This is a genomic window from Pseudomonas sp. GM30 (genome assembly GCF_000282275.2).
Lineage (GTDB): Bacteria > Pseudomonadota > Gammaproteobacteria > Pseudomonadales > Pseudomonadaceae > Aquipseudomonas.
Map to the genome: position 1 here is coordinate 185,394 of NZ_AKJP02000029.1, position 21,668 is coordinate 207,061.

Here is a 21,668-nt window from a genome sequence, read left to right on the forward strand (position 1 = left end):
GGTTCAGAACTCGTTCTGCAAGGCTTTGTAGCCGCGCACCAGATCGACGTTGGTGCGCGCCACATCTTCGGAAAACTCCGAGGCGCTGACACTCACCGGCGGGAACTGAGAGAGGTCGGTGTTGGGGCCGATGCGGGTGGTGGAAGGCACGTAAAACGCGTCCGGCAAATCTCGGCCGTCGACTACCGAGTTGTGTCGAACCACGCAGCCATCACCGACTGCGCAATTGAACAGCACACTGTTGAAACCGATGAACACCCGGTCGCCGACTAGGCATGGCCCATGCACGATCGAGCGGTGAGCGATCGAGGTGAATTCGCCGATGGTCACGGCGGCGCCGGATTTGGAGTGGATTACCACGCCATCCTGAATATTCGAATTGGCGCCGATGGTGATCGGCTCCATCGTGCCCGAAGCGTCTACTTCGTCAGCACGGATCACCGCGTAGGGACCGACGAAGACGTTCTCGCCAATGACCACCTTGCCGCAGATGATCGCGGTTTTATCGACGTAGGCCGACTCGGCAATGTGCGGCAGATCGCCGGAAGGGTTTTTGCGAATCATGGTTGGCTCAGCGCGTCGTAAAGGGTGTTGAGGTTGTATTCGAACAATCCGGCAAAGGTGCTGGCCGGGCCACTGGCGGCGAGGGCATCGGAGTACAGCGTGCCACCGATGTGCGCGCCGCTCTCGTCGGCAATCTGCTTGAGCAGGCGCGCGTCTTTGATGTTTTCCATGAACACCGCTTTGACCTTGGCCTGACGGATCTGCGTGATCAGCGCAGCGACTTCGGCAGCGGAAGGTTCGCGCTCGGTGGACAGACCTTGCGGCGCCATGAAGTCGATGCCGTAGGCCTGGCCGAGATAACCGAAAGCATCGTGGCTGGTGACAATCTTGCGATTGCCCGGCGGCAGTGAACCGAGCTTGGCCTTGGCTTCGGCGAGCAGGGCGTAGATCTGTTTCAGGTAGGTCTGACTGTTGCGTTGGTAGTCGGCTTTGTTCGCCGGATCGGCAGCGATCAGTGCCTTGGTGATGTTGGCGATGTACAGCTCGGTGTTGGCCAGATTGTGCCAGGCGTGCGGGTCGGGCACGGTCTCGCCATCCTCATCCAGCGATCGAGGAATCACACCACGGCTGGCACTGACGACCGTGGCTTTTGTCTCGGTGCTGGTCACCAGACGATCAAGCCATGGTTCGAAACCGAGGCCGTTCTTGATGATCAGTTTGGCTTTGAGCAGCGCTTTGGCATCGTCCGGTGTCGGTTCATAGGTGTGCGCGTCGGCATCCGGGCCGACCATGTTGGTGATCTGGATATGCTCGCCGCCCACCTGGTGAACCATGTCGGCGAGGATGCTGAAGCTGGTGACCACCGGCAATTTTTCCGCCGCCGATAGCGACATCGACAGCAGCAGGCCGAACAACACGAGTAGAGCGCGCATCGGGAAACACCTCATTGGGATGTGAACAAAGGCGGGCGGCGCAGCAAGCCTTGCACCGGTCCGAACACCACGGACAGCAGATAACCGATACCCGCGACCAGCACGATGGCCGGACCACTGGGCAGCGAGTAGTAGAACGAGATCAACAATCCGCACCACACCGACAGGCAGCCGATAAGCGCCGAGATCGCAATCAGGGCAGGCAGGCGACGACTCCAGAACCGCGACGCGGCGGCGGGCAGCATCATCAGGCCGACCACCATCAAGGCGCCGATGGCCTGGAAACCGATCACCAGATTCAGTACCACCAATGTCAGGAACACACCGTGGGCGAGCGGGCCGAGCCGGCTGACGGTTTGTAGGAACAACGGGTCGAGGGTGTCGAGCAGCAGCGGTTTGTAGATCAGGGCCATGGCGGCTAGGCTCAGTCCCGAGACCCACAACATGCCGGTGAGGGTCGGGCCATCGACGGCGAGTGCCGAGCCGAACAGCAAGTGCAGGAGGTCGAGGCGCTTGCCGGCGATGCCGAGAATCAGCACGCCACGGGCCAGCGAGATCGGATAGATCGCGGCGAGGCTGGCGTCTTCGCGCAGGCCTGTGCGGCGGGTGATCCAGGCGGCTAGCCCGGCCATGCCCAGGCCTGCACCCAGACCACCGAAGGTCAACGCGGGGAGACTCAGACCGGCGAACCAGAAACCCAATGCCGCGCCGGGAAGGATGCCGTGGGCGACGGCGTCACCGATCAGGCTCATGCGCCGCAGGATCAGGAACACACCGAGCGGCGCTGTGCTACAGGCCAATACCAGTCCGCCGAGCAGCGCTCGGCGCATGAACACGAACTCGCTGAACGGCTGCCAGAGGTGGGCGACGGTGAGCATCAGGCCACCTGCATATTGGGCGTCTGCTGGATCAGTTCGGCACTGGGTCCGAACAGGCATTCGCGATTTTTGATCAGCAGTGTCTGCGGGATGTGTTGGCGGACGGCGGCTAGGTCATGGCCGATCATCAGTAGTGTCCGTCCTTCGGAGTGCCAAGCGTGGATGTGTTGCCAGAGCAATTTCTGGCCCAGTTCATCGAGTGCAGCGTGGGGCTCGTCGAGGAGCAGTAATGGGGCGTCGGTCAGACTCAAGCGGGCGAGCAGGGCGCGCTGCAACTCGCCACCGGAAAGAGCCATAAGCGGACGCTTTTCCAGTCCGCTCAAGTGCCAGTTTTCCAGAGCGTTGACGAGTCGTTTTGCGCGCAATTGCGTCGACAGTCGACGGCTCCAGAAACCTGCAGCCACCAGTTCTTCGAGGCTGATGGGGAACTGTCGGTCGAGGTGTTGCTGTTGCGGCAGGAACGCCAAACCGCCCTGACGTGGAACACCCAGTGCGACCTTTCCCGATAACGGCTTCTGCAATCCGGCGATGACTTTCAGCAGGCTGCTTTTACCGCAGCCGTTGGCGCCGATGATGGCGCTCAGGCTGCCGTGTTCTAGCGAGAGGGTCAGTGGTGAAGCCAGTGGTTGGCCGGGTGCGCCCCAACTCAGGGTGTGGCAACGGATCATGCGAGTTCTCGGTGCCAATGGCTTTCGGCGACCGCGTCGTGGGCGTGCAGGCTTTCGGCGTGGATCACTCGCAGGTGGAATCCACTGACGCCGGGGGAGCGACGCAGTGCCAGATTGAGTCGTCGCGCGGCGTCTTCGCAGAACATCAGGTTCTGCCCATTGGCCAACGCGAAGGCTTGCTCGTCGGCACGTTTCACGGCGGTTTGCACGGCGGTGCCGAGCGCCGCTTCGGCGTCATTGATGATCACACTCAGGGGAAGCTCGTCGATGAACTCGTCGAGATGCATGTGCAGATGCGCGGTGCTGCGTTGGCTGTGCGGGGTGGCGACAATGCCTTGGCTTGATCCAAGCCAGGTCAAAACTTCGGCATGGTGCAGTGGCTTGTTGGCGAAGTCATCGATGAATTGCTGCTGAATCAACTGCCGCGCCAAAGCTGCTGAGCAGGGGCAAGTTGAGGAGTAGGGCACCTCAATTTTCAGTTCCACGTGGAACACTTTGTTTTTCAGGCTCGCAGAAATGCTCACTGGGTAGCTCTTCCAGCCGGCTAGAGGGCTGACTAACGCAGGCCTTTTCAGCAGCACTTCGCAGTGGATTTTCAGGTAGGCGCCGTTGGATAAACCATCATGGCTGGCCAGAAAATCCTCGAGAACCTGGCGTAACAGGGAGGGAGATAGGTCCTGCCGCTCAAGTGCCGCCAGTGCGAGATACAGCCGCGACATGTGAATACCGCGCGCCTCGCCATCATCGAGACTCACGCCTGCATCAGCTTTTGCGCCCAGACGTTGACCTTGCAATAAAACAGGCAGAGCAATGCCGCACATTCCCACCCAATCAAGCGGTAATGCCTGACGAGCGGCTTGAGTAGCAATATCCGGAAGTGTCAGCGAATTCATGTTCGGGACCATCGTGTTGATTGAATTAGATGTTACATTATAACAATTCAAATCACGATGCCTTTTTCATGAACAGGCTTTCATATGCACAGACGTCATCTGCTCAATCTACTTCTGGCCAGCACGGCCTTGGCTTTTCCCTTCACTGTTTCGGCTACGCAAATTCGCAATGCGCGCCTATGGCGTTCGGATGACAAGCTGAGATTGGTCTTCGACCTCAGCGGCCCGCTGCGCTACAAAACCTTTTCGCTGAGTGCTCCAGAACGTTTGATCATCGACCTTTCCGGGGCGAGCTTGAGCGACGATTTCAGTCAATTGAAGCTTGCCGATACTGCGATTCGTTCGATTCGATCAGGGCATCTTGGCCAGAGTGATACACGGATCGTTCTCGATCTGAACCATCCGGTGCTATTGAACAGCTTCCTTTTGGCGCCCCAAGATGGTCAAGGACACCGTTTGGTGCTTGATCTGGTGAGCGCCAAACAGGCATCGAATCCGACAATGGTTCCACGTGAAACACCTTCTAATCCGGCTCACCCCAAGCGCGACATCATCGTTGTCGTTGATCCCGGGCACGGTGGTAAAGACCCAGGTGCGGTTGGCGCCAAGGGTGAGCGAGAAAAGGATGTGGTTCTTGCCATCGCCCAGCTGCTCGCCAAACGCCTGAAAAAGGAGAAAGGCTTCGACGTCAAACTGGTGCGCAATGACGACTTCTTCGTGCCGCTCCGCAAGCGTGTGGACATCGCCCGTCAGCACAAGGCCGACATGTTTATCTCGGTGCACGCCGATGCGGCACCGCGCCTGACGGCATCGGGAGCGTCGGTATATTGCCTGTCCGAAGGTGGGGCGACGTCAGCGACTGCACGCTTCATGGCACAACGGGAGAACGGCGCGGACCTGCTTGGTGCGACCAGCCTGCTCAATCTCAAAGACAAGGATCCGATGCTCGCGGGCGTGATCCTCGATATGTCGATGAGCGCCACCATCGCCGCGAGCCTGCAACTCGGCAGCACCGTTCTCCGCAGTCTGGCGGGTATTACCACGCTGCATCAGAAGCGCGTGGAACAGGCAGGATTTGCCGTCTTGAAGTCGCCAGATGTGCCATCGATTCTGGTGGAAACCGGCTTCATTTCCAACGCCCGTGACAGTCAGCGCCTGGTCACGCCACGACATCAGCGAGCTGTGGCTGATGGTCTGTTTGAAGGATTGCAGCGTTACTTCCAGAAGAATCCGCCAGCAGATAGCTACATCGCCTGGCAGCAGGAGCAGCAAAAATCGCAGGTTTAGCAGCCGGTGATCCGGCTGCAGGTGAACTTGGCGCTACTGCCGCCAGAGCTGGAAAATCGATTGATCGTCGTCCAGCCGACGCGACGGGTGTAGCCGACCCAGGCTTCGCCGTCAGAGGCGATCCCGGTGAAGAACGTTAGCTGGCCGAAGCGACTGTTGGTCTGCGCCCAGTAGCGTTTGCCTTCCTTTTCAAATCCTCGCAGATAAATCGTGGTGCCCACCGTGTGCACGCTGTAGGCATTGCCCTGCGCATCGATGCAGGCCAGCAGATTGGCGCTGCGTGTGCAGTTGGCGAGCGCGGGAATTTGCCCCCATGCGTTGGCCCCGGACAGCAGCGCGAGACTCAGTAGCGAGCATTTCAAAGCAGTTTTCATCGCGGTTCCCGATGGGCAGATTGCGTGCAGCTTCCAGCGCTTTATCAGTTTCGGCAAGAGCGGGTCTGGCTTATTGGTGTTGTTATACTATAACATTAAATTGAATTAGGCCTGAGCTCGTCGATTTCAAGCGTCTGCTTCTGCCATATCGCTGTTTTGAAGCTCTAGAACGCGGTGCGCTACGCCAAGACAGGCCAAAACGCACATCGGCCACCACATGATGAGGATTATCCAATGTCATCCCCGCTTCCCGTGACCGTTTTATCGGGATTTCTCGGCGCCGGAAAAAGTACGCTTTTGAATTACGTACTACGTAATCGAGAAGGCTTGCGTGTTGCGGTCATCGTTAACGATATGAGCGAGATCAATATTGATGGCAGCGAAGTCCAGCGCGATGTCAGCCTGAATCGTGCGGAAGAAAAACTGGTTGAGATGAGCGACGGTTGTATCTGCTGTACGTTACGCGAGGACCTGCTCGAGGAAGTCGGCAAGCTTGCCCGCGAAGGACGATTCGATTACTTGCTCATCGAATCTACCGGTATTTCCGAGCCGCTACCGGTCGCCGAAACGTTCACCTTTCGTGACGAGCAGGGCCGGAGCCTCGGCGATGTCGCGCGGCTCGACACCATGGTGACGGTAGTCGACGGTGTAAATTTCCTCCTCGACTACCAGGCCGCCGAGAGTCTGGCTTCCCGAGGCGAGACCTTGGGTGATGAAGATGAACGCTCAATCACTGATCTGCTGATCGAACAAATCGAGTTCGCCGATGTACTGCTGATCAGCAAGATCGACCTCATCAGTCGTCAGGAGCGCGAAGAGCTGATGGCCATCCTCAAGCGCCTCAACGCCCAGGCGGAGATCATCCCGATGGTGATGGGCGAAGTGCCGCTGGAGAAGATCCTCAACACCGGGCGTTTCGATTTCGAGAAAGCCGCTCAGGCCCCAGGCTGGTTACAGGAATTGCGCGGTGAGCACGTGCCGGAAACCATGGAATACGGTATCGCCTCGATGGCCTACCGCGCACGTCGCCCGTTTCATCCGCAGCGCTTCTTCAACTTCATCGATCGTCCGTGGACCAACGGCAAACTGCTGCGCTCCAAGGGCTATTTCTGGCTCGCCAGCAAACCCACCGACGCAGGCAGTTGGTCGCAGGCCGGCGGTCTGATGCGTCATGGTTTTGCCGGGCGCTGGTGGCGTTTCGTACCGAAAAGCCAATGGCCGCAGGATCAGGAAAGTACCGCAGCGATCATGGAAAACTGGACGCGCAATGTCGGAGATTGCCGTCAGGAGCTGGTTTTCATAGGCCAGAACATGAATTTCGTAAAGCTCAGGTCGGAACTTGAGGCCTGCCTGCTCACGGACGAAGAGATGGCTGTTGGTGTAGAAGGTTGGCGCATGCTGCCTGACCCGTTCGGCCCTTGGCACGAAGAGGCCGCCTGATGCTTGCGCTCAAACTGCAGCAAAACCGGGCGTGCCATCAGCATCAGGGGACGACGCCGAAAACGCTGACGCGGATCCTCGAAGACGACGTCAATCTCGCGGTCTGGCAGCGTCAACTGCCGCTGCACATCGCCTATTTCGCAGAGTTGCTGCTGTCGCTCAACGAGCCTTTGGCAGAAGCGCTGTGCATCGAATTGCCGAATGAGGACGCCGACCCTGATCTGCAAGGATTGGCCGCCGGATTCCGTGATCTGCAAGGCTACGAAGGCTTCATCGCTGACCTGCAATGGCTGGTGAGTGCCTTCGCCTGTCTTTTGGGGGCACGGCGTATCGGCCTGCGCCTGCGGGTGTTGGACAAGGCCATGTGCCCACGCTTCCATGTCGATCATGTGCCGGTGCGCTTGATCACCACCTATGCCGGGATTGGCAGCCAATGGCTCAAAGAGGGCGTGATGGATCGCGAGCAGTTGGGCCAGGCCAACGCCGAGCCACACGGCATGAGCCAAATCCAGCAACTCAAGCGTGGTGATGTGGCGCTATTGAAAGGCGAGAAGTGGCACGGCAACGAAGGTTTTGGGCTGATTCATCGCTCCCCGCAACCGGCGCCGGGTGAGCGAAGGTTGCTGCTGACCCTCGACTGGCTCGGCTGAAGCTTACGGCTTGAGCCACTGACCCTGACTCTGGCCTTCGCAATATGGCTTCAGATAGGCCGCGTCGGAGGCGACACCGTAATAGTGGATATCCTGGCGATAGGGCATATTGGCGACTTGCGCGTTGCTGCATACGCCGAACGCGCCGCTCGGGCATTGATCGACGTACTGCACCTCGACTTTCTGCCCGGCCAGCGTCGGCTGGCAGAAACCGTCGCTGAACAGTTTCTCGGGAATGCTGCGGTTCTGCTGGCAGACCTTGACGTCGAGCCGCTCACCCTGGCTGTGCACCACGCAAGCCTGGGCCCATGCTTCGCTCGACAGCAGCATCAACAGCAACGACCATCCCATCCAACGCATATCCAATCCCCTCAGAAAACGCCCAGCCATGTTGCAGAACATTCCTACCCATGTCATCGCCGGCCCTCTGGGCGCCGGCAAGACCAGCCTGATTCGCCAGCTCATGGCCCAACGGCCGACAGGCGAGCGCTGGGCGGTGCTGATCAACGAGTTCGGTCAGATCGGCCTCGATGCCGCGTTACTGACCCGCGACGCCGATGGTATCGCACTGGGCGAAGTTGCCGGAGGCTGTTTGTGTTGCGTCAACGGCGCGCCGTTTCAGATCGGCCTCGGCCGTTTGCTGCGCAAGGCGCGGCCGGATCGGTTGTTCATCGAGCCGTCCGGGCTGGGCCATCCAGCGCAGTTGCTCAAGCAGTTGGGCGAGGCGCCGTGGTTGGGTGTACTGGTGCTGCAGCCCTGTGTGTTAGTGCTGGATGCCCAGGCGCTGGCAGCCGGGAAAGCGTTGCCGACCGCTCAGCAGGACGCCTTGGCCAGCGCTGGTCTGTTATTGCTGAACAAGGCAGAAGGTCTGGATGAGGCTGTGCGGCAGACCATCGCCGAGCGTTTGCCGGCAGTCAAACTGATCTGGACGCAGCAGGCGCAACTGCCTTTGCACGCGTTGCCCGGCGCGGCTGCGCAAGCGGTGGCAGGTGTGGATAACCTCGTCGTGCCGCAGGGTGTGGGGGCGATTGCGGCGCTCTGGAGCGATCCGGCATTGCCGATCTGCCTGAGTCAGGCGCAGGAGGGTGGCTGGAGCATCGGCTGGCGCTGGCACCCGGAGCAGACGTTCGATACTCAACGCCTGAGCCTGTGGTTGAAGGCGCTGGGCTGGCGGCGAGCGAAACTGGTCATCCACAGCGAGCAGGGTTGGGTTTCGGCAAATGCTCTGGATAACGCCGAGCTGGAGTGGCAGCCCAGTGAGTGGCGCCGGGATTCGCGTATCGAGCTGATTTTTGCCGATGCGTACAATGTCGCTGATTTGCAGTCAGGCCTGGCGCAATGCCGGATTCAGGTGGGTTAGCTCAAGGCTTCCACTTGTTGTGTTCCTGACGCCACTGGCTCAGTTCGATCACTTCCGCCCGTGGACGAGTAACCTCGACCACCGGTGGCGTGTCGTCGAACGGAGCCGGGTAGGGCGCCAGTTCGATCGAAGCGCTGTGCGCGCCAAACTGGGTGATGGTGCCGTTGTGCCGGGTTTCGCCGGTCACGGTGAACTCGAAATTGTAGACCCGGGCCAGACGCCGCCGACCGCTGGCATCTTTGATCAAACCGATTTTCTTCAACGCGACGTTACCGTCCAGCAGTTCGACGCCGATGTTGATGCAGTGCTGCTTGACCCGCTCCAGCGCGCGCTCGCGCAAGCCGTGGTTGTGCCATAGCCATGCGCCGGCAGCGGCGAACAGCATCAGCACGAAGATGTTTTCGAGGGTCAGCATCAACAGGAAACTCCAAAAGATAGGCGCAGCTTAACTGCGTCGCCGGTCTGTCGTACAGGCTGCGTTTCGTCGCATACTGCGCGGCTTGAATTTCAATCGTTTTACGGAATAACCCGAATGAAACGTACGCCTCATCTGCTCGCCATCCAGTCCCATGTGGTCTTCGGCCACGCCGGCAACAGCGCCGCCGTGTTTCCGATGCAGCGGGTCGGGGTGAATGTCTGGCCGCTCAATACCGTGCAGTTTTCCAACCACACCCAGTACGGGCAGTGGGCCGGAGAAGTGCTGGCGCCGCATCAGATCCCCGAACTGGTCGAAGGCATCGCCGCCATCGGTGAGCTGGGCAATTGCGACGCGGTGCTCTCCGGTTATCTGGGCAGCGCGGCACAGGGCCGGGCGATTCTGCGGGGTGTCGAGCGCATCAAGTCGGTCAATCCGAAGGCGCTGTACCTGTGTGATCCGGTGATGGGGCATCCCGAGAAGGGCTGCAGTGTGCCGGCCGAAGTCAGCGATTTCCTGCTGGAGGAAGCGGCGGCGGTGGCGGACATCATGTGCCCGAACCAGCTGGAGCTGGACAGCTTCTCCGGGCGCAAGCCGCAGTCGCTGTTCGATTGCCTGGCGATGGCCCGGGCGCTGCTGGCGCGTGGGCCGAAAGCGGTGCTGGTCAAGCATCTGGATTATCCGGGCAAACCGGAGGATGGTTTCGAGATGTTGATGGTGACGGCTGACGAAAGCTGGCACCTGCGCCGTCCGTTGTTGGCGTTTCCGCGTCAGCCGGTGGGTGTCGGCGATCTGACCTCCGGTTTGTTCCTGGCGCGGGTGCTGCTCGGTGACAGTCTGGTGGCGGCGTTTGAGTTCACCGCAGCGGCGGTGCATGAGGTGCTGCTGGAAACCCAGGCGTGTGCCAGTTATGAGCTGCAACTGGTGCGGGCGCAGGACCGGATCGCGCATCCGCGGGTGAAGTTCGAGGCGACGGCGATCAGTCTGTAACCAGCTAAAAGCGAAAAGATCGCAGCCTGCGGCAGCTCCTACAGGGTGAACATCAGTCCTCTGTAGGAGCTGCCGCAGGCTGCGATCTTTTGCTTTAGGCGTCGCCCTTGATCTCCTGATAACGCTTTTCCAGCTCCTGGCGAATTTGCCGACGCTGCTGCGCCTGCATGTAACGACGCTTGTCTTCACTGTTCTGCGGTTGCAGCGGCGGCACGGCCGCCGGTTTGCGCTGGTCATCCACCGCGACCATGGTGAAGAAGCAGCTGTTGGTGTGGCGCACCGAACGCTCGCGGATGTTCTCGGTCACCACTTTGATGCCGACTTCCATCGAGGTGTTGCCGGTGTAGTTGACCGAGGCGAGGAAGGTCACCAGTTCGCCGACATGGATCGGCTCGCGGAAAATCACCTGATCCACCGACAGCGTTACCACGTAGCGGCCGGCATAGCGGCTCGCGCAGGCGTAGGCCACTTCGTCGAGGTATTTGAGCAGGGTACCGCCGTGGACATTGCCAGAGAAGTTGGCCATGTCGGGGGTCATCAATACCGTCATCGACAGTTGGGCGTTTCCGGGTTCCATAACGTTCTCACGGATCAAGGCTGGATGGCTGGACGCACCTCTGCGGGTGCCTGGTGGCTTTTTCAAAAGCACCGTTATCGGGACGCCAGACGACTGGCTGCCGTCACGCCGCGACCGATCTGTTTCCTTATATTGCACCGCCTTCCAGCCGGAAGTCGCGGTGTTAACCTGCAAAAGGCCCTGCCCAAGGGCAATTCCTACACGAAAAGCGGATTTTTACCCAACTCGCGCAGAGCTTTCTGAAGTCTGACCGCGGGTCACGTCATACAAGGAGCCCACACCATGCATGCCATCAGCTTTATTCAGGACCTGGCAGTGATCATGTTGGTCGCAGGTGTGGTCACCGTGCTGTTTCACCGCTTCAAGCAGCCGGTGGTGCTCGGCTACATCGTCGCCGGTTTCATCATCGGCCCGCACACCCCGCCGTTCGGCCTGATCCACGACGAAGAAACCATCAAGACCCTCGCCGAACTGGGGGTGATCTTCCTGATGTTCTGCCTCGGTCTGGAATTCAGCCTGCGCAAGTTGTTCAAGGTCGGTGCCACGGCGTTTATCGCGGCGTTCCTCGAAATCGTCCTGATGATCTGGATCGGCTACGAAATCGGCCGCTGGTTCGACTGGAACACCATGGACTCGCTGTTCCTCGGCGCGATTCTGGCAATCTCCTCGACCACCATCATCGTCAAGGCGCTCAACGACCTGAAGATGAAAAACGAGCGCTTCGCGCAGCTGATCTTCGGCGTACTGATCGTCGAGGACATCCTCGGCATCGGCATCATCGCCTTGCTGTCGAGCATCGCCGTCAGCGGCACGGTCAGCTCCGGCGAAGTGTTCTCCACAGTCGGCAAATTGTCGTTGTTCATGATCGTCGCGCTGGTGGTCGGCATTTTGCTGGTGCCGCGTCTGCTGGCTTATGTCGCCAAATTCGAAAGCAACGAGATGCTGCTGATCACCGTGCTCGGCCTATGTTTCGGCTTCTGCCTGCTGGTGGTCAAGCTCGAATACAGCATGGTGCTCGGCGCCTTCCTGATCGGCGCGATCATGGCCGAGTCGAGGCAGTTGCTGAAGATCGAACGCCTGATTGAGCCGGTACGCGATCTGTTCAGTGCAATCTTCTTCGTCGCTATCGGCCTGATGCTCGATCCGATGATCCTGCTGCAATACGCCTGGCCGATCGCGGTGATCACTGTGGCGGTGGTGCTCGGCAAGATGTTGTCCTGCGGCCTCGGTGCCTTTATCGCCGGCAATGACGGACGCACCTCACTGCGGGTCGGGATGGGGCTGTCACAGATTGGCGAATTTTCCTTCATCATCGCCGCGCTCGGGATGACGCTACAGGTCACCAGCAACTTCCTGTATCCCGTCGCGGTGGCGGTGTCGGTGATCACCACGCTGCTGACGCCGTACCTGATCCGTGCGGCTGACCCGCTGTCGATCAAGCTTTCGGCGGCGGTGCCCAAGCGTCTGGGCCGGGTGTTCGGCATGTATGGCGAATGGCTGCGCAGCATTCAGCCGCAAGGCGAGGGCGCGATGCTGGCGGCGATGATCCGGCGGATCCTGTTGCAGGTCGGGGTCAATCTGGCGTTGGTGATTGCGATTTTCTTCAGCGGTGCGTTTTTCGCCGGACGGCTGTCGGTGTGGATGCAGGACTGGATCGCTGATCCGAGCTGGCAGAAGGCGTTGATCTGGGGCGGGGCGCTGCTGCTGTCGCTGCCGTTCCTTATTGCGGCGTATCGCAAGCTCAAGGCGTTGTCGATGCTGCTGGCGGAGATGGGTGTGAAGCCGGAAATGGCCGGGCGGCACACACAGCGAGTACGGCGGGTGATCTCCGAAGTGATCCCGATCCTCTCGCTGCTGGTGATTTTCCTGCTGTTGGCAGCCTTGTCGGCCAGTATTCTGCCGACCAACAAGTTGCTGGTGCTGGTCGCCGTGGTCGCGGCCGCCGTGGCGGCGCTGCTCTGGCGCTGGTTCATCCGCGTACACACGCGGATGCAGGTGGCCCTGCTGGAAACCCTCGACAATCACAAGGAATCGTCGGGGCACTGACCGGCCCGGGCGTCTGGCGGATCAGCTTTCCAGCCAGACGTCCCGTGCCCAGTGCCACACCGATTCCCAGGACTCTTCGGTGATCAGCTCTTCTTCGCCGGACCACAGCACCACGGTGCCGTCCTCTTCGACGCAGTAGTAGTTGTCGCCGTCCTGGCAGATCGGGATCAGGTCCCGCGGTACCCCAGCGTCCCAGGCGTTGGCCGCGACATCCGGCAGGTAAGTGTGTGATTGCGGGTCGGTGACGGTCACCGGCTCGAGGCTGCCGTAAACCACATCACTGACGGTCAGCAGAAACTCTTTGAAGACGAACGGGATGTTGATGAAGAGTTCTTCTTCGATCTCCACCAATTGGTCTTCGTCGGGCAACTCCAGGGGAACCGGTACGGGTTCGTTGGCTTCGCGCAGTTGTTCGATGATTTCTTCCACGTCCGGGATCCTCTTGCTTGAATGGCGCGGTTTATATGGGCCGGTTTATACAGTAGCTCGCTATAGATGCAACTGCGAAATAGAAAACCCCGGCCGAGGCCGGGGTTTTTATTACCACATGCGTAACGCGCAGGGGATCAGCCGTTCTGGCGGATACCGGCCACCAGCCAAGGCTGGTTTTCGCCCTGTGGACGTTCCATGTTCCAGCTTTCGCTGAACACTTCGCCCTGGTCGAAACGCGAGGTCTTCGACACACCGCTGAAGGTCAGGGTGGCGATGGTCTTGTCGGCACGATCATCCACGCCGTCCAGCTGTACCTGCAGGTTGTCGATGTAGGTCGACTGGAAGCCGTCGCCCAGGTCCGCACGCTCACGCTTGAGGAAGTCGAGCATTTGCGGGGTCACGAACTCGGCGATCTTGTCCATTTCGTTGGCGTCCCAGTGCTGCTGCAGCGACTGGAAGTGGCTGCGCGCAGCGGCAAGGAAGTTCTGCTCGTTGAACCACGCCGGTGCGTTGATCACCGGACGAGCGGCAACCGGCGCGGCCGAACCACCGAAGATCGAACCCATGGCGGCAGGCTTCTGCTCGAACACTTCACGCTGCATCGGCGCGCCGGCCGGAGCCAGATGCTCCTGCTGCTTGCGTCGACGCGCAGCGATGAAGCGGAAGATCACGAACGCGATCACGGCCATGATCAGGATGTCGAAGATCTGCATGCCCTGGAAGCCGCCGCCCATGAACATGGAGGCGAGCAGGCCACCGGCGGCGATACCGGCCAGAGGGCCGAGCCATTTCGAAGCGCCACCGGCCTTGGCCGCGGCACCGGCAGCGCCGGCAGCACCCGCGGTCGCTGCTGCGCCGCCCATGCCTGGAGAAGAAGGAGCCATCTGGCTGGTCTGGTGCGTCGGCGCAGCGCCGGCGCTTTTGCCACCACCAAAGCGCTTGGCGTTGGCGTCGAGGCTCATCGTCAGGCCGATGCACAACGCCATGGCGATGCTAAGAAAACGTTTCATAAAGGGAATTCCCGTTTGTGGAGACACGCGCGCCATGTTGCACAGCTGAAGTGTTACTGGCTAGCGAGAGAGTGTTTCGGGCTTTTGCCTGACAGGTTAGGTTCAGCTCCATCGAAGCAATAAGGCCATGTACTTTTGTCTGTAGGAAAATGGGATAGGTTCAGCGAGAAACTTGCTTATCGACGCAACGCCAGCAGCACCACACCAGCGGTGATCAGGCCGATGCCGCCCCATTGGCGCAGGTCGAGTTTCTCGCCCAGAAGGATCGCGCCGAGCACCGCCACCAGCACTACGCTGAGCTTGTCCACTGGCGCGACCAGCGAAGCCGGGCCGACTTTCAGCGCGCGGAAGTAGCACAGCCACGATGCGCCGGTACCCAGACCGGACAACAGCAGGAACAGGTAGCTCTTGGCGGAAATTGATCCCAGTGACTGATATTGGCCCGTTGCGTACAAAATCAAGGCCAGGCTGACCAGTACCACGATGGTGCGCAGCAGGGTAGCGAAGTCGGAATTGACGTTTTCGATGCCGACTTTGGCGAAGATCGCCGTCAGCGCGGCGAACGTCGCCGAGAGCAGGGCCCAGAATGTCCAGGAAGAGAAAAAGCCTGAGCCCATGGAACTATCCTTAAAGATGAGCCGACACAAAGCCTTGTAGGAGTGAGCCTGCTCGCGATGAGGGCGTGTCAGACAATAAATATATTGAACGATAAATCGCTATCGCGAGCAGGCTCACTCCTACAGAAGCAATCGAGCAAGGCGTTAAATGGCTTCCAGCTTGGCGTATCCCAGCATCAGCCACTTGCTGCCTTCGCTGAAATTCACCTGCACCCGCGCCTGAGCGCCGGCGCCTTCGAAGTTGAGGATCACGCCGTCGCCGAAGATCGAGTGACGTACCGCCTGACCCAGGCTGAAGCCGGTTTCCGGAATCTCGCTGCCGCTGAACAGGTTGCTGCCGCTCATCGACTGATTGCCGCCGAACGGTCGGCTGACGCTGTTCGACAGGCGCACTTCCTGAATCAGACCCTTCGGCACTTCCCGTACGAAACGCGAGACCTTGTTGTAGGTTTCGCTGCCGTACAGGCGCCGGGTTTCAGCATAGGTCATCACCAGATTCTGCATGGCCCGGGTGATGCCGACGTAGGCCAGCCGCCGTTCTTCCTCAAGACGGCCCGGTTCTTCCAGGCTCATCTTGTGCGGGAACAGACCTTCTTCCATGCCCACCAGGAACACGTAAGGGAATTCCAGGCCTTTGGCGCTGTGCAGGGTCATCAGTTGAATGCTGTCTTCGTGTTCGTCGGCCTGGGTGTCTCCGGCCTCCAGCGAGGCGTGGCCAAGGAACGCCGCCAGTGGTGTCAGCTCTTCGTCTTCTTCGGTGTTCTCGAAGTTGCGCGCGGCGCTGACCAGTTCCTCAAGGTTTTCCACCCGGGCCTGGCCTTTCTCGCCTTTTTCCGCTTCGTGATAGGCGATCAGCCCCGATTGCTCGATGACGGTCTGCGTCATCAAGTGCAGCGGCATTTCCATGCACTTGGCGGCGAGATTTTCGATCAGCTCGATAAACGCACCCAGGGCGCCCGCAGCACGACCGGTCAGGCCTTTATTGGCAACCAGTTGGCGCATCGCTTCCCACATCGACACATCGCTGTGACGTGCATGGTCGCGGATCGCTTCGACGGTTTTCTCGCCGATGCCACGGGCCGGGACGTTGATCACCCGCTCCAGCGCGGCATCGTTGCCACGGCCTTCGAGCAGGCGCAGGTAGGCCATGGCGTTCTTGATTTCCGCGCGTTCGAAGAAGCGCTGGCCGCCATAGATACGGTACGGAATGCGCTCGCGCAGCAACGCTTCTTCGAGAACGCGCGATTGGGCGTTGGAGCGGTAGAGAATTGCGATATCGCTGCGGGCCAGGCCGGTTTTCAGCGCGCTTTCGATGGTTTCGACAACGTAGCGTGCTTCGTCGTGTTCGTTGAACGCGGCGTACAGGTTGATTGCTTCGCCGTCGCCGCCGTCGGTCCACAGCTCTTTACCGAGGCGTCCGGTGTTGTTGGCGATCAGGGCGTTGGCCGCCTTGAGGATGCCGGCGGTGGAGCGGTAGTTCTGCTCCAGACGAATGGTCACCGAATCCGGGAAGTCGGAGGAATACTGATGAATATTCTCGATTTTCGCCCCGCGCCAGCCGTAGATCGACTGGTCGTCGTCGCCGACCACCATCAGGCTGTCGCCGCCCTTGCCCAGCAGACGCAACCAGGCGTACTGCACGGCGTTGGTGTCCTGGAACTCGTCCACCAGAATGTGCCGGAAGCGCTTCTGATAGTGCGCCAGCAGGCCCGGGTGATCGCGCCACAGGTCGAGGGCGCGCAGCAGCAGTTCGGAGAAGTCGATGACGCCGGCGCGCTGGCAGGCCGCCTCGTAAGCTTCGTAAATGCCGCGCATGGTCGCCAGGTACAAGTCGCCGCTGGCCTGAATGTGTTGCGGGCGCAGACCTTCGTCTTTCTGCCCGTTGATGAACCACTGGGCCTGACGGGCTGGCCAGCGTTGTTCGTCCAGCCCCAGCTCGCGGATCACCCGCTTGACCAGCCGCTGCTGGTCGTCGCTGTCGAGAATCTGGAACGTCTGGCTCAAACCGGCTTCCTGCCAGTGCGCCCGCAGCAAGCGGTGCGCCAGGCCGTGGAAGGTGCCGACCCACATGCCGGCCGGGTTGATACCCAGCAACTGCTCGATGCGATGACGCATCTCGGCAGCGGCCTTGTTGGTGAAGGTCACCGACAGAATGGAGTGGGGCGAGGCGTTTTCGACCTGGATCAACCAGGCGATACGGTGCACCAGCACTCGGGTTTTACCGGAACCGGCACCGGCCAGGACCAACTGACGGCCAACGGGGGCTGCTACGGCCTGGCGTTGGGCATCGTTGAGGGAGTTCAGCAGAAGGGAGAGATCATCGCGCATCGGGGCATTCTAGGGTGCGCCGCAGGCCCGGGCAAACCGAGCTTTGCATTAGCCGATGAAAGTGCCGCCGATGACGACCGGTCGGTCACTGGCTACAGGCTTCGGCCCGCCTCACTCTGCGGGTTTTGCCGGTGATCGGACGGCGGAAAGTTTCGTTCAAATTATGATCTGGAGCAGTTTGGCAACGGGATCGGCTTGTGTATGCTCCGTCCACGTTTCGGGCCCATGCTCACTCCTATAAGAACAACAACATTGCACAAGACCCTCAGCTCAGACCTGTCGGGCCCCTCTGTGGAACCCCGGGTCATCCGCAAGCATTACGCCATCGAAATGGCGGTTGAACGCACGCGCCTGCTGTATCAGGGCTCGCTGCTGCCGACGATGTTCATGTTGCTCAATGGCCTGGTCTGCGCGGCTTTGCTCTGGAGCCCGCAGCGCTATTTCGTGGTCAGCATCTGGCTGGTCTGGTTGTTGTCGCTGGTGGCGCTACGGGTGATACAGGTTGCGGCGTTCGATTCGGCGATCCCGGACCGCCAGGCTCAGCCGATCTGGTTCCGCATGTTCCTGCTCGGCTCGACCATGACCGGCCTGACCCTGGCCGGTGCCGGCATCGCGCTGGTACCCGCCGACAACTTCATGCAGCAAGCCTGGGTGTTCGGCCTGATCGGTGCCGCGACCTTGTCGGCCAGCGTCGCCTACGCGGTCAGCCTGCCGGCGTTTCTGTCGTTCACGTTGCCGTGCCTGCTGCCGGCGATCGGCTACCTGTTCTGGGGCGGTGATGATCAGGCGCGGGGCTGGGGCTGGCTCGGGCTGATTCTGCTCGGTTCGCTGAGCGTGGTGGCCTGGCAGGTCAACCGACTGATTGATCGCAGCTTGCTGCGGCGCTTTCAGAACCAGCACCTGATCGAACATCTGCAGCAAGCGCAGAACCGCAGCGAGCAGCTCAATCAGGCGCTGGCCAAGGAGATCGAACAGCGGCGCTGTGCCGAGGGCCAATTGCGTGAGGCGCAGGTCGAGCTGGAAGATCGCGTGGCCCAGCGCAGCCGCGAACTGGACGTGGCCAATCAGGCGCTGAGCAAAAGCGAAGCCCGGCTGGCCTTGGCGTTGAAGGCCAGTGAACTGGGGTTGTGGGACTGGAACCTGCAGACCGACGAAGTTCACCACACGCAGATTCAGGAACTGTTCGGTCTCGCGCCAGAGTACGTCACGGCGATCCTGCGCGACCTCAAGCCGCGCCTGCACCCCGAGGATGTGCCGTCGCTCAAGCAAGCGCTGATCGAGCATCTGAAGGGCCGCACCGAGGACTATCAGATCGAGTACCGCGTGCGTCACGGCGACGGTCATTGGGTGTGGATCGAAGACCGCGGCCGCGCGGTGGAGCGCAGCGATAGCGGGCAGGTGATCCGCATGGTCGGTACCCGGCGCGACATCAGCGTGAGCAAAAGCCTCGAAGAACAGCAGCGACTGGCGGCCACGGTGTTCGAAGCGGCCAGCGAAGGCATCGTCATTCTTGATCCGAACTACGCCTTGATTGCGGTCAATCAGGCGTTCAGCCGGGTCACCGGTTATGACATCGAAGACATGCTCGGTCGCAACGTCGTCGAACTGCCGTGCAGTCGAGATGCCCGCCGGCATTACGTTGCGATCCGCCACGCGCTTGAGCAGCACGGCAGTTGGCAGGGCGAACTGGTGGAAACCCGCAAGAACGGCGAGCTGTATCCGCAGTGGCTGCAACTCAACGCGGTGCGCGACAGTCGGGGAAACGTCAGTCATATCGTCGGCTTCTTCGCCGATCTTTCTGCGCGGCGCGAATCCGAAGAACGCATGCGCTTCCTGACGCACTACGATGAGCTGACCGGGCTGGCCAATCGCTCGCTGTTCCGCGAACGCCTGCACGAAGCGCATCAGCGCGTGCGTCAGGGCGGGCGCCGCAGTCTGGCGCTGCTGCACATCAATCTGGATCGTTTCAAGCTGCTCAACGACAGCCTCGGCCATGAAGTCGCCGACCAGTTGCTGCAGAAAATGGCCCGACGTCTGGTCAACGCCTTGCCGGAGGCCGACACCATTGCTCGACTGTCTGGTGATGAGTTTGCGGTGCTGTTCGATGCCTACGGCAACCTGTCGAGCCTGGCGCGGGTCGCCACGCGGCTGTCGAGCAAGCTGCGTCTGCCGCTGACGGTCGAAGGGCATGAATTGGTGGTCAGTGCCTCGATGGGCATCAGCATGCTGCCGGACAACGCCCGGGAAATCTCTGCGCTGGTCAGTCAATCGAACATGGCGATGCAGCACGCCAAGCATCTGGGCGGCAACAATTTCCAGTTCTACACCGACAGCCTGCAGGCCAGCACCCTTGAGCGCCTGCAACTTGAAAACCAGCTGCGCAAAGCCATCGAAGACAAGCAGCTCAAGGTGTTCTACCAGCCGAAGCTGTGCCTGCAAACCGGGCGCCTGAATGCGGCGGAAGCGCTGGTGCGCTGGGATCATCCGACCATGGGCCGGGTGCCACCGGGGGACTTTATCGGTCTGGCCGAGGAAACCGGGCTGATCGGGCCGATCGGCGAATTCGTGCTGCGCCAGGCCTGCTGGCAGGCGTGCGAGTGGCAGCGGCAAGGGCTGGAGCCGATTCGGGTTTCGGTGAACCTGTCGGTGCATCAACTGCGGCAGGGCAAACTGGTCAGTCTGGTGCGCCAGGTGCTGGAGGAAACCGGGCTGGCACCGCACTACCTCGAACTGGAGCTCACCGAGAGCCAGCTGCTCGACAGCGTCGAACATATCATCGCCACCTTCCAGCAACTGCGCGATCTGGGGGTGAAGCTGGCGATCGACGATTTCGGCACCGGCTATTCGTCGCTGAGTTACCTCAAACGGATTCCGGTGGATTACGTGAAGATCGATCAGGCGTTCATTCGCGGATTGGGGCAGGGCAGTGAGGATGCGGCGATCACTCGGGCGATCATCGCCATGGCTCACGGGCTGTCGTTGAAGGTGGTGGCAGAAGGTGTAGAGCGGCAGGAACAGCTGGAATTTTTGCGGGCCGAGTATTGCGACGAAGTGCAGGGGTATCTGATCAGTCGTCCGGTGGAAGCCGAGCGTCTGGCCGGGCTGTTGCGTGAACAGGGAAATCCGCTTTAGGGCTACATGCACCCCATCGCGCCTGATACGGGGACATGGAGTTACGCATTGAGCAGGCAAAAAGCCAATTCATGTAGTATAACTACAAGCGTGCTACATCCTTGCCCATAAGAAGAGTCCAGCCCCTTGAATCTGCTGCAACACATTGCCCAGTCACGTCACCTGTTACGCAAGTCGGAGCTCAAGGTCGCCGACCACGTGCTGCTTGACCCTGCGGCGGTGATGCACAGTTCCATGGCCGATCTGGCCCACAGTGTCGGTATCAGCGAGCCGACCATCGTGCGTTTCTGCCGGGCCATTGGCTGTTCCGGCTTTCAGGATCTCAAACTCAAACTGGCGCAAAGCCTGGCCGCCGGTGCCAGCTTCGGCCAGTTCGCGATCCACGAAGACGACTCGGTCGCCGACTACAGCCTGAAGATTTTCGACACCACATTGCACACCCTGATGGAGGTTCGCGAGAAGCTCGATCCGGTGGAATTGCAGCGCGCGGTGACGCTGATGTCCCAGGCGCAGCGCGTCGAGTTCTACGGCTTTGGTGCATCAGGCGCGGTGGCGGCGGATGCGCAGCACAAGTTCTTCCGTTTGCTGCTGACGGCGGCGGCGTACTCCGACCCGCACATGCAGGCGATGTCGGCGGTGACCTTGAAGCCCACCGATGTAGCGATCTGCATTTCCCAGTCCGGGCGCTCCAAGGACCTGCTGATCACCGCCAACCTCGTTCGCGAGAGCGGCGCTTCGCTGATCACCTTGTGCCCGAGCCAAACACCGCTGGCTGAGCTGTCGACCGTCAATCTGGCGATCGATGTGCACGAAGACACCGAAATCTATACACCACTGACCTCGCGCATTGCGCACCTGGTGGTGATCGACGTGCTGGCAATGGGCGTGGCCATGGCGCGTGGGCCGAGTCTGGTCAATCACCTGAAGAGCGTGAAGCGCAGCCTGCGCAGCTTGCGGCTGTCTCCCAAGGCCGTGAAAGCCCTGGATGACTGAAGCCTGCTTTTGTGGCGAGGGAGCTTGCTCCCGATGGGGCGCGCAGCGGCCCTGAAAGGCCGGGCCTGCTTCGCAGTCCAGCGGGAGCAAGCTCCCTCGCCACAATGAAACGCAATCGGCAAAGTTTCATCGCACTGTCATC

21 protein-coding genes are annotated in these 21,668 nt (G+C 60.5%); 8 read left to right on the top strand and 13 right to left on the bottom strand.

Annotated elements, in window-relative coordinates; genetic code table 11:
• Positions 1-3 precede the first annotated feature (3 nt).
• Genes PMI25_RS22525 through folE2 form a run of 5 tightly spaced genes read right to left on the bottom strand, consistent with a single transcriptional unit; the run spans position 4 to position 3,875 of the window.
• On the bottom strand, positions 4-564 hold the full coding sequence (locus PMI25_RS22525; RefSeq protein ID WP_007960854.1) for a gamma carbonic anhydrase family protein: 561 nt from the start codon (positions 562-564) through the stop codon (positions 4-6).
• A complete protein-coding gene (locus tag PMI25_RS22530; protein WP_007960857.1) occupies positions 561-1,436 on the bottom strand; it encodes a metal ABC transporter substrate-binding protein in 876 nt (291 codons plus the stop codon). The genes PMI25_RS22525 and PMI25_RS22530 overlap by 4 nt, the downstream gene beginning before the upstream one ends.
• Positions 1,437-1,447: 11 nt before the next feature.
• Positions 1,448-2,314 (bottom strand): metal ABC transporter permease, encoded by an 867-nt coding sequence (locus PMI25_RS22535; protein ID WP_007960859.1) that lies wholly within the window; start codon positions 2,312-2,314, stop codon positions 1,448-1,450.
• Positions 2,314-2,982 (bottom strand): metal ABC transporter ATP-binding protein, encoded by a 669-nt coding sequence (locus tag PMI25_RS22540; protein ID WP_007960860.1) that lies wholly within the window; start codon positions 2,980-2,982, stop codon positions 2,314-2,316. Before PMI25_RS22540 ends, PMI25_RS22535 begins: the two co-directional genes overlap by 1 nt.
• Positions 2,979-3,875, bottom strand: a complete 897-nt coding sequence (gene folE2 / locus PMI25_RS22545; RefSeq protein WP_045122167.1) for a GTP cyclohydrolase FolE2 — start codon at positions 3,873-3,875, stop codon at positions 2,979-2,981. Before folE2 ends, PMI25_RS22540 begins: the two co-directional genes overlap by 4 nt.
• Before the next feature lie 84 nt (positions 3,876-3,959).
• Here folE2 and PMI25_RS22550 point away from each other — a divergent pair, with 84 nt between their 5' ends.
• Positions 3,960-5,162 carry an N-acetylmuramoyl-L-alanine amidase gene (locus PMI25_RS22550; RefSeq protein ID WP_007960862.1) on the top strand — a complete coding sequence of 401 codons (1,203 nt, stop codon included), beginning with the start codon at positions 3,960-3,962 and terminating at the stop codon, positions 5,160-5,162.
• On the opposite strand, the gene PMI25_RS22555 is transcribed toward PMI25_RS22550, so the two are convergent.
• Complete coding sequence (locus PMI25_RS22555; protein WP_007960863.1) at positions 5,159-5,536, bottom strand: hypothetical protein; 378 nt, start codon at positions 5,534-5,536, stop codon at positions 5,159-5,161. The two genes, PMI25_RS22550 and PMI25_RS22555, sit on opposite strands and share 4 nt — an antisense overlap.
• Positions 5,537-5,770: 234 nt before the next feature.
• Here PMI25_RS22555 and zigA point away from each other — a divergent pair, with 234 nt between their 5' ends.
• Together zigA and PMI25_RS22565 are read left to right on the top strand one after the other, a co-directional pair.
• On the top strand, positions 5,771-6,976 hold the full coding sequence (gene zigA, locus PMI25_RS22560) for a zinc metallochaperone GTPase ZigA (RefSeq protein WP_007960865.1): 1,206 nt from the start codon (positions 5,771-5,773) through the stop codon (positions 6,974-6,976).
• Positions 6,976-7,626: a DUF1826 domain-containing protein gene (locus tag PMI25_RS22565; protein WP_007960866.1), complete on the top strand. Its 651-nt coding sequence runs from the start codon at positions 6,976-6,978 to the stop codon at positions 7,624-7,626. Before zigA ends, PMI25_RS22565 begins: the two co-directional genes overlap by 1 nt.
• A gap of 3 nt (positions 7,627-7,629) precedes the next feature.
• On the opposite strand, the gene PMI25_RS22570 is transcribed toward PMI25_RS22565, so the two are convergent.
• Complete coding sequence (locus tag PMI25_RS22570) at positions 7,630-7,986, bottom strand: hypothetical protein (protein ID WP_007960867.1); 357 nt, start codon at positions 7,984-7,986, stop codon at positions 7,630-7,632.
• A 28-nt stretch (positions 7,987-8,014) separates the two neighbouring features.
• Here PMI25_RS22570 and PMI25_RS22575 point away from each other — a divergent pair, with 28 nt between their 5' ends.
• Positions 8,015-8,986 carry a CobW family GTP-binding protein gene (locus tag PMI25_RS22575; RefSeq protein WP_007960868.1) on the top strand — a complete coding sequence of 324 codons (972 nt, stop codon included), beginning with the start codon at positions 8,015-8,017 and terminating at the stop codon, positions 8,984-8,986.
• Between the two features lies 1 nt (position 8,987).
• Here the strand turns inward: PMI25_RS22575 and PMI25_RS22580 are convergent, their stop codons facing one another.
• Positions 8,988-9,401 carry a DUF3301 domain-containing protein gene (locus tag PMI25_RS22580; protein ID WP_007960869.1) on the bottom strand — a complete coding sequence of 138 codons (414 nt, stop codon included), beginning with the start codon at positions 9,399-9,401 and terminating at the stop codon, positions 8,988-8,990.
• 117 nt (positions 9,402-9,518) lie between these two features.
• Between PMI25_RS22580 and pdxY the strand changes: the two genes are divergently transcribed.
• The gene (gene pdxY, locus PMI25_RS22585; RefSeq protein WP_007960870.1) at positions 9,519-10,391 is read left to right on the top strand and encodes a pyridoxal kinase PdxY; all 873 of its coding nucleotides are present in this window, start codon (positions 9,519-9,521) and stop codon (positions 10,389-10,391) included.
• Positions 10,392-10,485: 94 nt separating this feature from the next.
• Here pdxY and PMI25_RS22590 read toward each other — a convergent pair whose 3' ends face one another.
• The gene (locus PMI25_RS22590; RefSeq protein WP_003229693.1) at positions 10,486-10,968 is read right to left on the bottom strand and encodes an acyl-CoA thioesterase; all 483 of its coding nucleotides are present in this window, start codon (positions 10,966-10,968) and stop codon (positions 10,486-10,488) included.
• Between the two features lie 282 nt (positions 10,969-11,250).
• On the opposite strand from PMI25_RS22590, the gene PMI25_RS22595 reads away from it, so the two are divergent.
• Positions 11,251-13,014 (top strand): cation:proton antiporter, encoded by a 1,764-nt coding sequence (locus tag PMI25_RS22595; protein WP_007960872.1) that lies wholly within the window; start codon positions 11,251-11,253, stop codon positions 13,012-13,014.
• A 21-nt stretch (positions 13,015-13,035) separates the two neighbouring features.
• Here the strand turns inward: PMI25_RS22595 and PMI25_RS22600 are convergent, their stop codons facing one another.
• The 4 genes from PMI25_RS22600 to uvrD form a co-directional block, all read right to left on the bottom strand.
• Positions 13,036-13,443 carry an SMI1/KNR4 family protein gene (locus PMI25_RS22600; protein ID WP_024164487.1) on the bottom strand — a complete coding sequence of 136 codons (408 nt, stop codon included), beginning with the start codon at positions 13,441-13,443 and terminating at the stop codon, positions 13,036-13,038.
• Positions 13,444-13,580: 137 nt separating this feature from the next.
• Positions 13,581-14,456, bottom strand: coding sequence for a Tim44 domain-containing protein (locus PMI25_RS22605; RefSeq protein WP_007962237.1), 876 nt, complete (start codon positions 14,454-14,456; stop codon positions 13,581-13,583).
• A gap of 176 nt (positions 14,457-14,632) precedes the next feature.
• The gene (locus PMI25_RS22610; protein WP_007962238.1) at positions 14,633-15,073 is read right to left on the bottom strand and encodes an EamA family transporter; all 441 of its coding nucleotides are present in this window, start codon (positions 15,071-15,073) and stop codon (positions 14,633-14,635) included.
• A gap of 144 nt (positions 15,074-15,217) precedes the next feature.
• Complete coding sequence (uvrD, locus tag PMI25_RS22615; RefSeq protein WP_003229685.1) at positions 15,218-17,401, bottom strand: DNA helicase II; 2,184 nt, start codon at positions 17,399-17,401, stop codon at positions 15,218-15,220.
• Positions 17,402-17,602: 201 nt separating this feature from the next.
• Here uvrD and PMI25_RS22620 point away from each other — a divergent pair, with 201 nt between their 5' ends.
• A complete protein-coding gene (locus PMI25_RS22620) occupies positions 17,603-20,533 on the top strand; it encodes a GGDEF domain-containing phosphodiesterase (RefSeq protein ID WP_007962239.1) in 2,931 nt (976 codons plus the stop codon).
• Positions 20,534-20,659: 126 nt separating this feature from the next.
• Complete coding sequence (gene hexR, locus PMI25_RS22625; protein ID WP_007962240.1) at positions 20,660-21,526, top strand: transcriptional regulator HexR; 867 nt, start codon at positions 20,660-20,662, stop codon at positions 21,524-21,526.
• The last annotated feature ends 142 nt before the right edge of the window (positions 21,527-21,668 follow it).

What these genes read in the sequence shown, in the direction of transcription:
- PMI25_RS22565 (WP_007960866.1), top strand. Translation starts at nt 6,976, where the DNA reads ATGCTTGCGCTCAAACTGCAGCAAAACCGGGCGTGCCATCAGCATCAG.
- folE2 (WP_045122167.1), bottom strand. Translation starts at nt 3,875, where the DNA reads ATGAATTCGCTGACACTTCCGGATATTGCTACTCAAGCCGCTCGTCAG.
- PMI25_RS22605 (WP_007962237.1), bottom strand. Translation starts at nt 14,456, where the DNA reads ATGAAACGTTTTCTTAGCATCGCCATGGCGTTGTGCATCGGCCTGACG.
- PMI25_RS22535 (WP_007960859.1), bottom strand. Translation starts at nt 2,314, where the DNA reads ATGCTCACCGTCGCCCACCTCTGGCAGCCGTTCAGCGAGTTCGTGTTC.
- PMI25_RS22580 (WP_007960869.1), bottom strand. Translation starts at nt 9,401, where the DNA reads ATGCTGACCCTCGAAAACATCTTCGTGCTGATGCTGTTCGCCGCTGCC.
- PMI25_RS22595 (WP_007960872.1), top strand. Translation starts at nt 11,251, where the DNA reads ATGCATGCCATCAGCTTTATTCAGGACCTGGCAGTGATCATGTTGGTC.
- PMI25_RS22555 (WP_007960863.1), bottom strand. Translation starts at nt 5,536, where the DNA reads ATGAAAACTGCTTTGAAATGCTCGCTACTGAGTCTCGCGCTGCTGTCC.
- PMI25_RS22550 (WP_007960862.1), top strand. Translation starts at nt 3,960, where the DNA reads ATGCACAGACGTCATCTGCTCAATCTACTTCTGGCCAGCACGGCCTTG.
- PMI25_RS22540 (WP_007960860.1), bottom strand. Translation starts at nt 2,982, where the DNA reads ATGATCCGTTGCCACACCCTGAGTTGGGGCGCACCCGGCCAACCACTG.
- pdxY (WP_007960870.1), top strand. Translation starts at nt 9,519, where the DNA reads ATGAAACGTACGCCTCATCTGCTCGCCATCCAGTCCCATGTGGTCTTC.
- PMI25_RS22610 (WP_007962238.1), bottom strand. Translation starts at nt 15,073, where the DNA reads ATGGGCTCAGGCTTTTTCTCTTCCTGGACATTCTGGGCCCTGCTCTCG.
- PMI25_RS22590 (WP_003229693.1), bottom strand. Translation starts at nt 10,968, where the DNA reads ATGGAACCCGGAAACGCCCAACTGTCGATGACGGTATTGATGACCCCC.
- uvrD (WP_003229685.1), bottom strand. Translation starts at nt 17,401, where the DNA reads ATGCGCGATGATCTCTCCCTTCTGCTGAACTCCCTCAACGATGCCCAA.
- PMI25_RS22575 (WP_007960868.1), top strand. Translation starts at nt 8,015, where the DNA reads ATGTTGCAGAACATTCCTACCCATGTCATCGCCGGCCCTCTGGGCGCC.
- PMI25_RS22620 (WP_007962239.1), top strand. Translation starts at nt 17,603, where the DNA reads ATGCTCCGTCCACGTTTCGGGCCCATGCTCACTCCTATAAGAACAACA.
- PMI25_RS22525 (WP_007960854.1), bottom strand. Translation starts at nt 564, where the DNA reads ATGATTCGCAAAAACCCTTCCGGCGATCTGCCGCACATTGCCGAGTCG.
- PMI25_RS22530 (WP_007960857.1), bottom strand. Translation starts at nt 1,436, where the DNA reads ATGCGCGCTCTACTCGTGTTGTTCGGCCTGCTGCTGTCGATGTCGCTA.
- PMI25_RS22570 (WP_007960867.1), bottom strand. Translation starts at nt 7,986, where the DNA reads ATGCGTTGGATGGGATGGTCGTTGCTGTTGATGCTGCTGTCGAGCGAA.
- zigA (WP_007960865.1), top strand. Translation starts at nt 5,771, where the DNA reads ATGTCATCCCCGCTTCCCGTGACCGTTTTATCGGGATTTCTCGGCGCC.